Origin of the sequence: Streptomyces sp. CA-179760, from assembly GCF_050937045.1 — a bacterium.
Lineage (GTDB): Bacteria > Actinomycetota > Actinomycetes > Streptomycetales > Streptomycetaceae > Streptomyces.
The window spans coordinates 5,578,569-5,594,219 of the sequence record NZ_JBNJLZ010000001.1; the positions used below are offsets into that span (position 1 = coordinate 5,578,569).

Consider the following 15,651-nt stretch of genomic DNA (forward strand, 5'->3'; position numbering starts at 1 on the left):
CGGTGCCCTTCAAGACTGATCTTGCGTCGGTAGTAACATTACTTCCATGCGATCCACGCTGTAAACATATTTTTACTACGGAGCTAAGATTCGCCTCATGGAGACGACGACGAACGCCGCAGCGAGTGCCACCACAGCCGGCGTCACCGCCCCGCTGGGCCTGCGGGAGACGAAGAAGCAGGAGACGCGACAGCTGATCTCCGACCATGCGACACGGCTCTTCATCGAGCAGGGCTTCGAGAACACCACCATCGCCGAGATCGCGGCGGCCTCCCGCGTCGCGAAGAAGACGGTGACCAACTACTTCGCGCGCAAGGAGGACTTGGCCCTCGACCATCAGGACGAGTTCAGCGCCACGCTGGCGCGCGTCGTGACGTCACGCCGCTCCGGGGAGTCCGCCCTCGCGGCGCTTCGCCGTGCTTTCGAGGCCGCTGTCGCGGCGCAGGACCCGGTCGCCGGATTCGCCGGCCCGGACTTCTCCCGCATGATCACCGACAGCCCCACCTTGTCGGCGTGCCTGCGCAACCTGCACGACCGGCGCGAGCAGGCGCTGGCCGAGGCCCTCGCCGAGACCGTCGGTGCGCGGCCGGACGACATCACCGTCCGCACGGTCGCCGGGCTGCTCGGCGCCGCGCACCGCGTCCTGTTCCAGCGCATCCAGGACCTGACCCTGGCCGGGCACACCAACGACGAGATCGCCGAGACGGTCGCGAGGGAAGCGGCCCTCGCGTTCGACCTTCTCGAACCGGCCCTCCGTGACTACGCGATCGCTTGAGGGGCCCCTTCACCGAGGGGTCCTTTCGCCACGGGCCCCTTTCGCCACGGGCCCCTTTCGCCACGGGCCCCTTTCACCAGGGGGCCCTTTCACCACAGGACGAGGGCGGAGCCCAAGAGGTTCAGTGACCGCCGGAGAGTTCGCCGCTGAGCGTCCCGTGGAGGTGGGCGCTGGGCTCATTCAGTCCGATGATCTCGACGGTCTTGCCGCGCTGGGCGTACTTCGTCTCGACGGCGTCCAGGGCGGCCACGGAGGAGGCGTCCCAGACGTGCGCGGCGGACAGGTCGACGACGACCTTGTCAGGGTCGGTGGCGTAGTCGAACTGACCGACAAGGTCGTTGGAGGAGGCGAAGAACAGCTCGCCGGTGACCCGGTAGACGACCGTGGTGCCCTCGCGGTCGGTGACAGCGGTGACTTCGGCGAGGTGGGCTACCCGCTTGGCGAAGATGACCATCGCGGTGATCGAGCCGACGACGACGCCGATGGCGAGGTTGTGGGTGGCGACCACGCAGACGACGGTGACCACCATGACGGTGATCTCCCCGGCGGGCATGCGCTTCAGCGTCTTCGGCGCGACGGAGTGCCAGTCGAAGGTCGCGAAGGACACCATGACCATCACCGCCACCAGGGCGGCCATCGGGATGTCGGAGACGATCGGCCCGAAGACGATGCACAGCACCATCAGGAACGCGCCCGCCAGGAACGTCGACAGGCGGGTACGGGCGCCGGACACCCGCACATTGATCATTGTCTGGCCGATCATGGCGCAGCCGCCCATGCCGCCGAAGAACCCGGTGACGATGTTGGCGATGCCCTGCCCGACGGACTCGCGGGTCTTCGAGGAACGGGTGTCGGTGATGTCGTCGACCAGCTTGGCCGTCATCAGCGACTCCATCAGGCCGACGAGGGCCATGGCGAGCGCGTACGGCGCGACGGTCGTCAGGGTGTCCAGGGTGAACGGCACGTCCGGCAGCCCCGGCACGGGGAGGGAGGACGGCAGCTCGCCCTTGTCGCCGACGGTCGGCACGGCGATCCCGGCCGCGATCGTGATGACGGTCAGGATCACGATCGACACCAGCGGTGCCGGGACCACGGTGGTGACCTTCGGGAAGAACACCATCAGTGCCAGCCCGGCCGCGATCAGCGGGTAGACCGGCCAGGGCACGTCCGTCATCTCCGGCACCTGCGCCATGAAGATGAGGATGGCGAGGGAGTTGACGAAGCCGACCATCACGCTGCGCGGCACGAACCGCATCAGCTTGGCCACGCCGAGCGCGCCGAGGACGATCTGGAAGACGCCGGCCAGGATCACGGCGGCGACGAGGTAGCCGAAACCGTGTTCGCGGTTCAGCGGAGCGATCACGAGGGCGACGGCACCGGTGGCCGCGGAGATCATCGCCCGTCGTCCGCCGACGATCGCGATGGTCACGGCCATGGTGAAGGAGGCGAACAGGCCGATCGCCGGGTCGACTCCGGCGATGACGGAGAAGGAGATCGCCTCCGGGATCAGGGCGAGGGCGACCACGAGCCCGCCCAGTACCTCGGTGCGCCAGACCTTCGGATCACGCAGCCAGTCGGGCTTGAGGCCGCGCAGCCGCGCGGCGGGAGACAGTACGGAGGAAGACAAGGGAACGGTTACCTGTCGTGCTCGGGCACACCCCTGGGCTGGCCGGGGCGTGCGGAAGACGGTGCGGAAGGCCGGGTGGGCATCCCGCGATCGGCCCGCTGAGGGGGCCGGAAGTCTTGAGGACAGAGCCGAGGTACGCGAACTGACGCGCGTCGGAGCTCTGGTCAGGGGCGAAGGGTCACGGCGGACAGACGGCGGCGCCGGGCGCCACGGACTCGCGCACGCGTCTCTCCCGCCAGCTCGAAATTCTTCGCCGGGGGCGGCATCGGCCCCGACACGGCAACGGCCGGGCCCCGCAGCCCGTACCGCCAAGAGACGGAGGGCGACACAGACGACCCGTACCGCGGGCAACTCTACCCTAACGTTAGAGTAGAGACCGGCGGGGATGCTTCAGACGAGGTCAGGGCAGGGACGTGGACGGCAAGCACATGCAGATCGGCGAGGTCGCCGCGCGGACCGAGCTGTCCCTGCGCACCATCCGGCACTACGAGGAGACCGGACTCGTCGTCCCCTCGGCCCGCTCCCAGGGCGGCTTCCGTCTCTACACCGAGCGGGATGTCGAGCGGCTGATGGTCATCCGCCGGATGAAGCCGCTCGGTTTCACGCTGGACGAGATGCGCGAGCTGCTCACGGCGACCGACCGCCTCGACTCCGGCGACGAACTGCTCACCACCGAGCGGGAGGAACTCCTGGATCGCCTGCACGGTTTCGAACAGGCCGCGCAGCGGCGTGTGGAGGACCTGCGCACCCAGCTGGAGCGAGCCGAGGACTTCGCCGCGACCCTCCGCGGCCGGCTCGACAGCGCGAGCGGGCCAGGTTCTGTCACGGCGAGCTGACACGAGGGTCGATCAACTTCGAAGTCCCTCGACCATGACCACGTACACCGGAGAGTCCGCGAACGGCTGCTGCTCGCCTGCGGAATCACCGCGCCGGCCACCGAGGAAAACGACGCGCCGCTGCTCCCGAGCCTGCACCGGATGAACCGCGTCACCGCGATCAACGCTCACTGCCTGCTGCACGTCTACGACGGTGATCCCCCTGTCTGGGCCACCAAGCGGAACCCCCTCGCCCCGAGCAGCACGCCGCCTTGGCACCTCCAGCGCCGCGCACCGGGGAACCGGACGCCGAACTCGCGGATCTCGACGAGGCCGACCACGCGCTCATCGCCGGGCTGGGCGAGGACGCCAGGGCGACCTACCCGCAGCTCGCCGCGACCACGGGACTCACGAACTCCACCGCGAAACGACGGGTTGACCGCCTGGTGGCCGAGGGCGTCGTGCTGATCTGTACCGAGTTCCCGCCGCGTCGGCTCGGCTACCGCCTCATGTCCTATCTCTGGCTTCGTGTGGACCCCGCCCGGTTGGAGGAGGTGGGCACCGCCCTCGCCACCCACACGCCGATCAGCTTCGCCGCGGCGGTCACGGGGCCGCACAACATGGTCGCCACCGCCATCACCCGCAACACCGGAGACCTCTACCGCTACCTGGCTGAGCACCTCGGCTCGCTGCCGGGCGTGCAGTACGTCGAAACCGCCCCCGCTCTGCGGCAGATCAAACGACTCACTCGCTGATCCCGGTCCCGGCGTAGCCGGATCAGGTGGCGGCCTCGCTGTGCGCGGTCTTCGTCGGTCGTCGCGGACAGCCCCCTCACGGCCGTGGCACGCGCCGCCGCCTGGGGCAGCCACCTGGTCGGACGTTTGCGCTGTAGCGCCCACTTCGTCGTCTTCGGCCTGCTCAGGCTGTCCGGCACGGACACGAGGACCTGGCCGTATCGGCGGCGCCGGGCAGCGCTGGAGTCGGTGTCGCGCGGCGGCTGTCGGCGCCGTGGGCGCTGTGCCCGTCGACCACGGACCCGGACATGGTGCGTGAGTGGCTGACCTGGGGAGCGGTCGGCATGGAGGGCGTCATGGACAGGGCTTGGCGCTGGCCGTTGATCCGGCTGGCCCGATCGTCACGGCGTGGAGAACAGGCCGGGCCCCGGCGGCGCGGGGCCGTAGGCGCGGACGTCGTTGGTGACTCGTAGGAACTCCAGCTTCTCCGCGTCGGTGGAACCCGCGGCCACCGTGTAGACGACGAGGCGGATGTCGCAGCCTGGGACGGTGAGCACGTCGCAGTCGCAGATCACCTCACCCACCTGGGGATGTACCACGGTCTTGCGGGCCGAGACGTGCGGGCCGACCGTGCCCTCGTCCCACAGCCGGGCGAACTCCGCGCTGGTGCAACGCAGTTCCTCTACGAGGTTGGTCAGGCCGCGGTCGCGGGGGTAGTCGACGAGAGCTGTGCGCAGGTCGGCGACGAGGGCGGGTCTCAGGGCGTCGTCGTCCTGGAGCACGGGCCAGGACGCGAGCCGGCTGGGCCCTGTGGCGAAGACCGCCCGTGCCAGGTTGCGATCGTCGAGTGTCCGTGCGCTCGGGTCGCCCATCAGGGCTGACCACGCGGGGGTCCAGGACAGCAAGGTCCAGTCGGCGCTGAACACGCCCACAGGGAAATCCCCGAGGCGGGCCAGCATCCGTTGGACCCCGGCCGGAACATGCGTGGAGATCGTCCCCTCCTGGGGAGGCAGGAGGCCGGCCAGCCGGTAGGCGTGATCGCGCTCCATGGGCTGCAGTTGCAGTGCCCTGGTCAGGCTCGCCACGACCTGTGCCGAAGGGCTTTTGGCGCGTCCCTGTTCCAGGCGGACCACGTAGTCGACCGACAGCCCGGCGAGTTCGGCCAGTTCCTCGCGGCGCAGCCCCACCGCACGTCGTCCGGGCCGTGCGGTCAGTCCGACGTCGGCGGGAGAGAGGCGGTCGCGCCAGCGGTGCAGTGCCGTGCCCAGGGTCTCGTCCACTCGGCCATTGTGTCCGCCGGGCCGTCGTCGTGCCTGGTACTGGCTGTCCTACCGTCACGGAGAGTACTGGCTGGCCTCTCGCCACGGGCCGAGAGTGGACGCATGACGACCACATTCATCACAGGAGCCAACAAGTCCCTCGGGTACGAGACCGCCCGCCGCTTGATCGAGGCCGGCCACACCGTCCTCATCGGCGCTCGTGATCCGGAGCGCGGCCAGGCGGCCGCCGACGCACTCGGGGCCCGTTTCGTACAGATCGACGTGACCGACGACGCATCGGTGGCCGCTGCCGCCGCCCATGTCGAGGCTCGAGAGGGCGGCATCGACGTCCTGATCAACAACGCAGGTATGTTCGGGACGCACAACCCCGCCGACCAGATCACAGCCGCTGATGCCGGCGAGGTGTTCGAGGTCAATGTCGTGGGGATCGTCCGGGTCACGCACGCGTTCCTGCCGCTGCTGCGCAAGTCCGCGCACCCGGTCATCGTCAATGTGTCGAGCGGCATGGGATCGTTCGCGGCCACCCACGACGCCGAGCGCGTCGAGTCGAGGAACCTCGCCCCGCTCTACACGGCGTCGAAGGCCGCGGTGACCATGCTGTCCACGCAGTACGCGAAGTCCTGGCCGGATGTGAAAGTGAACGCGGCCGACCCGGGCTACACAGCGACCGACTTCAACGGGCACAGCGGCCCGCAGACCGTGACCGAGGGCACCGACGCGATCGTCGAACTCGCCACCATCGGGCCGGACGGGCCGACCGGAACCTTCCGCGACCGTCACGGTGAGATGGCCTGGTGATCCACCCCTGAATTCGGGGCGTGCCCGGCACGGACGAGGGCGCCGGAGCGGCGAACTCATGCCGGAACCCTTCGCGCGGCCGGGATGACGGTACTCCTGCACCGCCGCCCCCGGGCTGATTCATGCCTTCCTCCCTTTCGACACACCGACACCCGAGTCCCCGGCCGTTGATCGCCGGGGCTTCGGTATGAGTCCGCTCAGGCGCCGAGGCGGGCGCGGATGGCTTTGGCCTTCTCCTCGGTGAACCCGCCGGTGTCGAGGGGGGGAGACGGACAGCACTCCGCCGCGTGAGCCCCAGCTTCCCTCGTCGATGACACGGAAGTTGACCCACCAAGCGGGCGACGGCTCGGCAAGCCCGCAGGCAGCGGCCATCGCCGCCAGGAGGCGTTCCATGACCTGGGTCCGGACCTCCTGGCGCCAGTCCCCGTCCATCACCGCCACGTCGATCACCATGACGTCGGCGTCCGGTCCGGCGTCCGCCAGGAGCCGCCCGCCGATCGCCGTCATGTGTGGCTCGTGTTCCACGAAGTGCACCTGGAACCCGACCCGCGCGGGCGGGGCGAACTGCCCCACCTCGGGCACGAGCAGAGGCGATATCGCCGCCCGAGACCTTCACGGAAGCCGAGGGAAGGACGACCGCGAGCCGCCCGTCGCCCAGGACACATCAGTGCCTCCAGAGAGACCAATGCGCCCTGGCGGCCTGAAGGCCATCCTCCCGCCATGACAAAGGCGGGGTCCGAAAACCCCGCCCGAAACCCACGAAACCCCTGCTCAGGGCCACACCAAGCAATACGGCTGATGCCCCGCCTCATGCAGCCGATGCGAGAAGTCCTGCCACTCGTGCAGCAGTTGGTACACATTGAACGCGTCCCGCGGCCCACCCCGGTCCGGGACCGTCGACCAGATGAAGGCCGCCGCGCCCACCGCCTCCTCGCCGATGCCCCGGAGGGGGTCGACGACGGTCATGGGGAGTTTGACCACGGCGTAGTCGGGGTGCAGGACGACCAGTTCCAGGGGCGGGACCTTGTGCAGGGGGATGCCCTCGATGCCCGTGAGGACCATCGCCGCCATGGTCTCCGGCTTGATCTTGGTGAACATGCCGTTCATGCCGAGCTCGTCGCCGCCGAGTTCCTCGGGGCGCATCGAGATCGGGACGCGGGCAGCGGTCGCACCGTCGGGTGCGCCGAAGTACTTGTACGTCACCCCCACCCGGCCACCATTCCTGCTCCCCGCACGAAGATCGTCCACCCGGTGTTCAGCCTGAAATTCATCCACGCGACGCTCACCCCGACGTTCTGCCCGAAGATCGTCCAGCCGATGTTCAGTACGTCCGTCGGGCCGCTCCGGTTCACTCTGCGGACCCTGCGTCTGACGAGTTTCCTGGGTGTCCTCCGCCTCGCGCCGGTGCTTGCCCCGCCTGGCACGTCGAGGACCCAGGTCATCGGTCCCCTCGCCCAGTCCGCCACCGCGATGCATATCTCCACCCGACTGCTTTTTCTAGGACGCGCCGCCCCCGCCACGCAACCCGATCATCGTGTCAGTGACCTCCCCCGCGACCGCCCGCCGAAACGTGCGCCGAAACATCTGTCCGCAGGATCTTCGCAGCCTCTGACCACCCTGGGCCGTTTGATCTGTGTGTATCAGGTCCAGTCTCGCAGACGGCCGGGAATCGCGGGCTGGATGCGGGTTCGGTCACACTCGTCGTCCGCCCCGTAACCTCCCCTGGCCTACCCTGAACAGGTCACTGAACAGGTCACTGGTACCCGGAGCCCGACAGCGTCGGAGAAGGTCGGAGAAGTCGCAGGTCATGAGCGAACTGGCATATCCGTATGAAGCACCGGCCTCGCAGGCTCTGTTCGACCGTGCGGCGGCCGTCACGCCCGGCGGTGTGAACTCACCGGTACGGGCCTTCCGCGCCGTCGGCGGCACGCCGCGGTTCATGGTGTCCGGCACCGGCCCGTATCTGACGGACGCCGACGGACGCGAGTACGTCGACCTCGTGTGCTCCTGGGGGCCCATGATCCTCGGGCACTCGCACCCCGAGGTCATCGCCGCCGTCCAGGACGCCGTCGCCCGCGGTACGTCCTTCGGCACGCCCGGTGAGGGCGAGGTCGCGCTCGCCGAGGAGATGGTCGCCCGGGTCGCACCGCTGGAGCAGGTCCGGCTCGTGTCCAGCGGGACCGAGGCGACCATGTCGGCGATCCGGCTCGCGCGCGGGTTCACGCAGCGCACCAAGGTGATCAAGTTCGCCGGGTGCTACCACGGCCACGTCGACTCGCTGCTCGCCGCGGCCGGCAGCGGCGTCGCCACCTTCGCGCTGCCCGACACGCCGGGCGTCACCGGCGCCCAGGCCGGCGACACCGTCGTCCTGCCCTACAACGACCTCGACGCCGTACGCGAGGCCTTCGCCGCCCACCCCGGCGAGATCGCCTGCGTGATCACCGAGGCATCCCCGGGCAACATGGGCGTCGTACCGCCCGCGGACGGCTTCAACCAGGGGCTCAAGGACCTCTGCTCCGAGAACGGCGCCCTCTACGTCTCCGACGAGGTCATGACCGGCTTCCGGACCAGCCGCGCCGGGTGGTTCGGCGTCGACGGCGTCGTCCCCGACCTGATGACCTTCGGCAAGGTCATGGGCGGCGGCTTCCCCGCCGCGGCCTTCGGTGGACGCGCGGACGTCATGGCGCATCTCGCTCCGGCCGGGCCCGTCTACCAGGCCGGCACGCTGTCCGGGAACCCGATCGCCACCGCCGCCGGCCTCGCCCAGCTGCGGCTGCTCGACGACGCCGCCTACGCCAAGGTCGACGCCGTCTCGAAGCAGATCCAGGGCCTCGTCACCGACGCCCTGACCAAGGAGGGCGTCGCGCACACGCTGCAGAACGCCTCCAACATGTTCTCCGTGTTCTTCACCGACCGTCCGGTCAGGAACTACGAGGACGCCAAGGCGCAGGAGTCCTTCCGCTTCACCGCCTTCTTCCACTCGCTGCTCGCCGACGGCGTCTATCTGCCGCCGTCGTCCTTCGAGTCCTGGTTCGTGTCCACCGCGCACGACGAGCGTGCCGTGCAGCGCATCGCCGACGCCCTCCCGGCGGCGGCCCGCGCGGCGGCGGAGGCCACGGCATGAGCGACCGGAACGAGATGAGCGACCAGAGCAACGGCGAGGACCAGGGCAACGGCGCGAACGCCGACATCACCGTCGTCCACGTCATGCGCCACGGCGAGGTCGCCAACCCGGACGGCATCCTCTACGGCCGTCTCCCCGGCTACCACCTCTCCGAGCTGGGCCGGCGGATGGCCGACCGGGTCGCCGAGCACCTCTCGGACCGCGATGTCACCCACGTCGTCGCCTCCCCGCTGGAGCGGGCGCAGGAGACGGCCGAGCCGATCGCCAAGGCGCACGGCCTCGACCTCGCCACCGACGAGCGGCTGATCGAGGCCGACAACATCTTCCAGGGGAAGACGTTCGGCGTCGGCGACGGCGCGCTGCGCAAGCCCGGCAACTGGAAGCACCTGGTCAACCCGCTGCGGCCGTCCTGGGGCGAGCCGTACGTCGACCAGGTCGTCCGCATGATGAGCGCGCTGAGCACGGCGAAGGACCGGGCCCGGGGGCACGAGGCGGTCGTGGTCAGCCATCAGCTGCCGATCTGGATCGTGCGGTCGTACGTGGAGCGGCGGCGGCTGTGGCACGACCCGCGCAAGCGGCAGTGCACGCTCGCCTCGCTGACGACCTTCACGTTCCGGGGCGACCGGATCGTCTCCGTCGGCTACACCGAGCCGGCCCGCGATCTCGTTCCGGCGCATCTCCTCGCGGGTGCCAAGCCGGTGAAGGGGCAGGGCAAGGCGTTCGGCGCCTGATCCGCCCGAGGGTCCGACCCAGGGAGCACACAAGCCCTTTCTGTTCGCTTCTGATCGGCTTCCGATCGCCCTGTTACGGAATCTGCAAGTTTCAGCGGAACCTCCCCGTTCGTCACGTCCTCTGACTGGGTGACCAGCACGACGTGACGAATCGGGGATGCCATGCGCGCTCTCACCCGTAGGGGAATGCTCGGAATCGGCGCGGGAGCCGCCGCCGCCTCGCTCGCCGGATGCGGTGGTCTCACCGGGTCAGAGGGGTCGAGCCATGCCGGAGGTTCCCCGGACAAGGCAACCGGCAGTCCGAAGCCCACCGCCCGCCCCATCGGCGACGGCTCCACCGCCTACACCGGCAAGCAGCCCCACCAGCCGGGCAAGCCCGAGCCGCTGGAGCCCGGCCAGACGCCGCCGCAGTTCGTCGTGTTCTCCTGGGACGGCGCCGGCGAGGTCGGCAACGGCCTCTTCCCGCGCTTCCTGGATCTCGCCAAGGAGCACGGCGCGAGCATGACCTTCTTCCTGTCCGGGCTGTATCTGCTGCCCGAGTCGAAGAAGCGCCTCTACGACCCGCCGAACAACCCGCGCGGCGCCTCCGACATCGGCTACCTCACCGACGCGCACGTCAAGGACACGCTGAAGAACGTCCGCCGGGCCTGGCTGGAGGGCCACGAGATCGGCACCCACTTCAACGGGCACTTCTGCGGCGAGACCCACGGCTCGGTCAAGAACTGGACGCCCCAGCAGTGGCGCAGCGAGATCGACCAGGCGAAGTCCTTCGTGAAGGAGTGGCGCACCAACTCCGGGTGGACCGACCTGCCGTCGCTGCCGTTCGACTACGACAAGGAGCTCGTCGGCGGACGTACGCCCTGTCTGCTCGGCCAGGACAACCTGCTGCCCACCGCCCGTGAGCTCGGCTGGCGCTACGACGCCTCCTCGCCCGGCGGCCGCCAGGTCTGGCCCGTGAAGCGGCAGGGGATCTGGGACCTGCCCCTGCAGCAGATACCTTTCCCCGGCCGGGGCTTCGAGGTCCTCTCCATGGACTACAACATGCTGGCAAACCAGTCCATAAGCACCACAAAGGCGCCCGCGCACAACTACCCGGGCTGGCGGGAACAGTCGGCCCAGGCGTACATCCAAGGCTTCCAGCGGGCCTACGAGTCCAATCGCGCGCCCCTCTTCATCGGCAACCACTTCGAGCAGTGGAACGGCGGCATCTACATGGACGCCGTGGAGGAGGCCTTCAAGCACATCGCGCGCGAGAAGGACAAGGGCGCCGATGTGCGTCTCGTCTCCTTCCGGCAATTCACCGACTGGCTGGACGTCCAGAAGCCCGAGGTGCTCGACCGGCTCCGTACGCTCGAGGTGGGGCAGCAACCGGCCGGTGGCTGGAAGGGGTTCATCGAGAAGACCCCGCAGGGGGCCGGGACGCCCTCGAAAAACGCTGCCTGAAATGCGGTTTTCCGCCCGCAAGGGGGGTGCGCGAGAGCCCCGGAACGGGCATGCGAAACTTTTCACATGAGTGCCGCCAGCCGCGCCCCCCTGGGCTCGAACAGCACGCCCCGCACGACCCGGAACACCCGCTCACCCCGGGTCCGCCGCCGCGCCGCCCTGACCGCCGGTGCCGCCGCGGCCGCCCTGCTCGTCTCCGCGTGCGGCTCGGGCGGCACCTCCGGCGGCGGCGGCAACACCAACTTCGTCACCGGCTCCGACGGCACCGCCACCGCCGCCAAGGGCGAGCGCGCCCCGGCCCCCGAGCTGTCCGGCAAGACCATCGCCGGCAAGACGCTCGACGTCGCCGACTTCAAGGGCAAGGTCGTCGTCCTCAACGTGTGGGGCTCCTGGTGCAACCCCTGCCGCGCCGAGGCCAAGTACTTCGCGAAGGTGTCCAAGGCCTACGCCGGCAAGGACGTGCAGTTCGTCGGCATCAACACCCGCGACACCTCCACCGGCGCCGCCCTCGCCTTCGAGAAGGACTGGGACATCACCTACCCCAGCCTCTACGACCCGACCGGCAAGCTGCTGCTGCGCTTCAAGAAGGGCACGCTCAACCCGCAGGCGATCCCCTCCACCCTCGTCCTCGACCGGGACGGGAAGATCGCGGCCCGCTCGCTGTCCGCGCTCAGCGAGGAACGCCTGCTGAAGATGCTCAAGCCCGTCGTCGCGGAGAAGTGACGTGACGGACGTCACCACCCTCGCCGCGATCACCGACCCCAACGGCACAGTGCTCAACGGCGCGCTGCTGGTGGCCCTGCCGATCGCCCTGCTCGGCGGACTCGTCTCCTTCTTCTCGCCGTGCGTCCTGCCGCTCGTCCCCGGCTACCTCTCCTACGTCACCGGGGTCGCCGGCACCGACCTCGCCGAGGCCCGCCGCGGCCGGATGGTCGCGGGCGCCTCCCTCTTCGTGCTCGGCTTCACCGCGGTGTTCGTCTCCTCCGGGGCGCTGTTCGGCTACTTCGGCGACACGCTCCAGGAGCACAAGGACGTCCTGTCCAAGGTGCTCGGCGTCCTCATGATCCTCATGGGTGTCTTCTTCATGGGCCTCATGCCCTGGTTCACCCAGCGCGAGTTCCGCCTCCACCGCAAGCCGGTGGCCGGGCTGGTCGGCGCCCCCCTGCTCGGAGCGCTCTTCGGGATCGGCTGGACACCCTGCATCGGCCCCACCCTCGCCTCCGTGCTGGCCCTCTCCTCCGACCAGGGCAGCGCCGGACGCGGCGCCCTCCTGACCGTCGCGTACTGTCTGGGGCTGGGCGTGCCGTTCGTGCTCGCCGCGGTCGCCTTCCGCAAGGCCCTCGGAGCCTTCGGCTGGATCAAGCGCCACTACGTCTGGGTGATGCGGGTCGGCGGCACCATGATGATCGTGACCGGTCTGCTGCTGCTGACCGGCGCGTGGGACCGCATCGTGCAGGAGATGCAGGTCTGGTCCGACGGCTTCACTGTGGGGATCTGATCGATGAGCAAGACCACCGCCCCCGACCCGGCCCCGCCCGCCGGTGAGGACCAGGACCTGGGCGCCGCCGGCTCCCAGCTGTCCACCGCCCCCAAGGAAGACCTCCCCAACCTGCCCGCCATGGGCGTCATCGGCTGGGCCCGCTGGTTCTGGCGCCAGCTGACCTCCATGCGGGTCGCGCTGCTGCTGCTCCTGCTGCTCTCCCTCGGCGCGATCCCCGGCTCGCTCATCCCGCAGTCGGGCCAGGACGAGACCAAGGTCGCCGACTTCCGTGAGCGCCACGAGACCCTCGGCGACATCTACGACAAGCTCGGCCTGTTCCACGTCTACGGCTCGGTGTGGTTCTCCGCGATCTACATCCTGCTGTTCATCTCCCTCATCGGCTGCATCGTGCCCCGCACCTGGCAGTTCGTGGGCCAGCTGCGCGGCCGCCCCCCGGGCGCGCCCAAGCGCCTGAACCGGCTGCCCGCCCACACCACGTGGCGCACCACGGCCGAACCCGGGCAGGTCCACGACGCCGCCCTGGCCCTGCTCAAGAAGCGCCGCTTCCGCGCCCACCTCGCCGGTGACGCCGTAGCCGCCGAGAAGGGCTACGTCCGCGAGCTGGGCAACCTCGTCTTCCACATCGCCCTCATCGTGATGCTGGTCGCCTTCGCCTGGGGCCAGCTGTACAAGTCCGAGGGCAACAAGCTGGTCGTCGAGGGCGCCGGCTTCTCCAACACGCTCACGCAGTACGACGACTTCAAGTCCGGCAACCTCTTCTCGTCGGACGACCTGGTGCCGTTCAGCTTCAACCTCAAGGACTTCGTCGGCACCTACGAGCGCACCGGCCCCAACAAGGGCACCCCGCGCGTCTACAAGGCCGACCTCACCTACAGCGACGGCCCCTACGGCAAGGACGAGAACACCACCGTCCAGGTCAACCACCCCCTGGAGCTCGGCGACTCCAAGGTCTACCTCGTCAGCCACGGCTACGCCCCCGTCATCACCGTCCGGGACGCCACGGGCAAGGTCGTCTACGACGACGCCGTACCGCTGCTGCCGCTGGACGCCAACGTCACCTCCTCCGGCGTCGTCAAGGTCCTCGACGGCTACCGCAACGCCCAGGGCAAGAAGGAACAGCTCGGCTTCAACGCGTTCTTCGTGCCGACCTACGGCGGTCACGCCAGCGGCACGATGCTGTCGCAGTTCCCCGCGCTGGACTCCCCGCTGCTCGCGCTGTCCGCCTACCACGGCGACCTGGGGGCCGACTCGGGCATCCCGCAGAGCGTGTACCAGATGGACAAGACCAACATGAAGGAGTTCAAGGACTCCAAGGGCAAGCTGTTCAAGAGGCTGCTGCGGCCCGGCGACTCCATGACCCTCCCGAACGGCGCCGGTTCGGTCACCTTCGGCAAGACCGTCAAGGAGTGGGCCGGCTTCCAGGTCGTCCAGGAGCCCGGCGGCGGCTGGGCCCTCACCGGGGCGATCGCCGCGATCGGCGGCCTCGCCGCTTCCCTGTTCATCCAGCGCCGCCGCGTCTGGGTGCGCGCGGTCCGCGGCGCCGACGGCGTCACCGTCGTCGAGATGGCCGGCCTCGGCCGCAGCGAGTCCGCCAAGGTCCCCGAGGAACTCGGCGACCTCGCCGGGATCCTCTACGACCAGGCCCCGGGCGCGCCCGCCCCCGACGACCCCGCAGATTCCCCCGACGCCGATCAGGAGCCGGGCACCGACACCCCCGTACCTGCCGAAGGGGCTGAGAAGTGACTCTCGCCGCCGCCACCAACGAAAATCTCGCGAGTATCAGCAATGTGCTGATCTACTCGTCGATGGCCGTCTACACCCTGGCCTTCCTCGCCCACATCGCCGAGTGGATCTTCGGCAGCCGCAGCAAGGTGGCCCGCACCGCCGCCGCGCTCACGGGCCAGGCCGGGACGAAGGCGGCCCCGGCCGTCACCGTGAACCAGGCCGGCGGCACCGCCGTCCTGGAGCGGCCGAAGGTCACCGTGCGGGCCGCCTCCGGTCAGCGGGACGTGCCGGACGGGCCCGGCGCGGCCGGCGGGGACGAACAGGGCGACCTGTACGGCCGGATCGCCATCTCCCTCACCGTGCTCGCCTTCCTGGTCGAGTTCGGCGGCGTCCTCACCCGCGCCCTCTCGGTGGAGCGGGCGCCGTGGGGCAACATGTACGAGTTCAACATCACCTTCTCCACGGTCGCGGTCGGCGTGTACCTCGGCCTGCTGGCACTGAAGAAGAACGTCCGCTGGCTCGGCCTGTTCCTGATCACCACGGTCCTGCTCGACCTGGGCCTGGCCGTCACGGTCCTCTACACGGCCAGCGACCAGCTCGTCCCGGCGCTGCACTCGTACTGGCTCTACATCCACGTCTCGACCGCGATCTTCTGCGGCGCGACCTTCTACGTGGCCGCGGTCGCCACGCTCCTGTACCTCTTCAAGGACTCCTACGAGAGCAAGCTCGCGAGCGGCGGCACGCCCGGCACCTTCGCGACGTCCGTCCTGGAGCGGCTGCCCTCCTCGGCCTCGCTCGACAAGTTCTCCTACCGCGTCAACGCCGCCGTCTTCCCGCTGTGGACGTTCACGATCATCGCGGGCGCCATCTGGGCCGGCGACGCCTGGGGCCGTTACTGGGGCTGGGACCCCAAGGAGACCTGGTCCTTCATCACCTGGGTCGCCTATGCCTGCTACCTGCACGCCCGCGCCACCGCCGGCTGGAAGGGCCGCAAGGCCGCCTACCTGGCCCTCCTCGCCTTCGGCTGCTGGCTGTTCAACTACTACGGCGTGAACATCTTCGTCTCGGGCAAGCACTCCTACGCGGGCGTGTAAGCCC

Annotated in this window: 15 protein-coding genes; 11 read left to right on the top strand and 4 right to left on the bottom strand. The window is 69.4% G+C overall.

Annotation, left to right across the window (positions count from 1 at the left end; genetic code table 11):
• Positions 1 to 97 precede the first annotated feature (97 nt).
• Complete coding sequence (locus ACQEV8_RS25365) at positions 98 to 775, top strand: TetR/AcrR family transcriptional regulator (RefSeq protein ID WP_432964288.1); 678 nt, start codon at positions 98 to 100, stop codon at positions 773 to 775.
• A 121-nt stretch (positions 776 to 896) separates the two neighbouring features.
• Here ACQEV8_RS25365 and ACQEV8_RS25370 read toward each other — a convergent pair whose 3' ends face one another.
• Positions 897 to 2,402, bottom strand: a complete 1,506-nt coding sequence (locus ACQEV8_RS25370; protein WP_432964291.1) for a SulP family inorganic anion transporter — start codon at positions 2,400 to 2,402, stop codon at positions 897 to 899.
• Between the two features lie 413 nt (positions 2,403 to 2,815).
• On the opposite strand from ACQEV8_RS25370, the gene ACQEV8_RS25375 reads away from it, so the two are divergent.
• Complete coding sequence (locus tag ACQEV8_RS25375; RefSeq protein WP_432964294.1) at positions 2,816 to 3,238, top strand: MerR family transcriptional regulator; 423 nt, start codon at positions 2,816 to 2,818, stop codon at positions 3,236 to 3,238.
• A 12-nt stretch (positions 3,239 to 3,250) separates the two neighbouring features.
• Here ACQEV8_RS25375 and ACQEV8_RS25380 read toward each other — a convergent pair whose 3' ends face one another.
• Positions 3,251 to 3,421: a hypothetical protein gene (locus ACQEV8_RS25380; protein ID WP_432964297.1), complete on the bottom strand. Its 171-nt coding sequence runs from the start codon at positions 3,419 to 3,421 to the stop codon at positions 3,251 to 3,253.
• A 68-nt stretch (positions 3,422 to 3,489) separates the two neighbouring features.
• Here ACQEV8_RS25380 and ACQEV8_RS25385 point away from each other — a divergent pair, with 68 nt between their 5' ends.
• A complete protein-coding gene (locus ACQEV8_RS25385; protein ID WP_432964300.1) occupies positions 3,490 to 3,972 on the top strand; it encodes an Lrp/AsnC family transcriptional regulator in 483 nt (160 codons plus the stop codon).
• Positions 3,973 to 4,352: 380 nt separating this feature from the next.
• On the opposite strand, the gene ACQEV8_RS25390 is transcribed toward ACQEV8_RS25385, so the two are convergent.
• Complete coding sequence (locus ACQEV8_RS25390; RefSeq protein WP_432964302.1) at positions 4,353 to 5,231, bottom strand: helix-turn-helix transcriptional regulator; 879 nt, start codon at positions 5,229 to 5,231, stop codon at positions 4,353 to 4,355.
• A gap of 102 nt (positions 5,232 to 5,333) precedes the next feature.
• Between ACQEV8_RS25390 and ACQEV8_RS25395 the strand changes: the two genes are divergently transcribed.
• A complete protein-coding gene (locus ACQEV8_RS25395) occupies positions 5,334 to 6,029 on the top strand; it encodes an SDR family NAD(P)-dependent oxidoreductase (RefSeq protein ID WP_432964305.1) in 696 nt (231 codons plus the stop codon).
• 771 nt (positions 6,030 to 6,800) lie between these two features.
• Here the strand turns inward: ACQEV8_RS25395 and ACQEV8_RS25400 are convergent.
• Positions 6,801 to 7,238, bottom strand: coding sequence for a hypothetical protein (locus ACQEV8_RS25400; RefSeq protein ID WP_149512092.1), 438 nt, complete (start codon positions 7,236 to 7,238; stop codon positions 6,801 to 6,803).
• A gap of 598 nt (positions 7,239 to 7,836) precedes the next feature.
• Between ACQEV8_RS25400 and hemL the strand changes: the two genes are divergently transcribed.
• The 7 genes from hemL (at position 7,837) to ccsB (ending at position 15,647) form a co-directional block, all read left to right on the top strand.
• On the top strand, positions 7,837 to 9,153 hold the full coding sequence (hemL, locus tag ACQEV8_RS25405) for a glutamate-1-semialdehyde 2,1-aminomutase (protein ID WP_432964309.1): 1,317 nt from the start codon (positions 7,837 to 7,839) through the stop codon (positions 9,151 to 9,153).
• A 14-nt stretch (positions 9,154 to 9,167) separates the two neighbouring features.
• Entirely contained in the window at positions 9,168 to 9,884 is a 717-nt protein-coding gene (locus tag ACQEV8_RS25410; protein ID WP_432972981.1) for a histidine phosphatase family protein, read from the top strand.
• 186 nt (positions 9,885 to 10,070) lie between these two features.
• Positions 10,071 to 11,327: a polysaccharide deacetylase family protein gene (locus ACQEV8_RS25415; RefSeq protein ID WP_432964312.1), complete on the top strand. Its 1,257-nt coding sequence runs from the start codon at positions 10,071 to 10,073 to the stop codon at positions 11,325 to 11,327.
• 66 nt (positions 11,328 to 11,393) lie between these two features.
• Positions 11,394 to 12,050, top strand: coding sequence for a TlpA family protein disulfide reductase (locus ACQEV8_RS25420; RefSeq protein WP_432964315.1), 657 nt, complete (start codon positions 11,394 to 11,396; stop codon positions 12,048 to 12,050).
• A gap of 1 nt (position 12,051) precedes the next feature.
• A complete protein-coding gene (locus ACQEV8_RS25425) occupies positions 12,052 to 12,825 on the top strand; it encodes a cytochrome c biogenesis CcdA family protein (RefSeq protein ID WP_432964318.1) in 774 nt (257 codons plus the stop codon).
• A 3-nt stretch (positions 12,826 to 12,828) separates the two neighbouring features.
• On the top strand, positions 12,829 to 14,571 hold the full coding sequence (gene resB, locus ACQEV8_RS25430; protein ID WP_432964321.1) for a cytochrome c biogenesis protein ResB: 1,743 nt from the start codon (positions 12,829 to 12,831) through the stop codon (positions 14,569 to 14,571).
• A complete protein-coding gene (gene ccsB / locus ACQEV8_RS25435) occupies positions 14,568 to 15,647 on the top strand; it encodes a c-type cytochrome biogenesis protein CcsB (RefSeq protein WP_432964324.1) in 1,080 nt (359 codons plus the stop codon). Before resB ends, ccsB begins: the two co-directional genes overlap by 4 nt.
• The last annotated feature ends 4 nt before the right edge of the window (positions 15,648 to 15,651 follow it).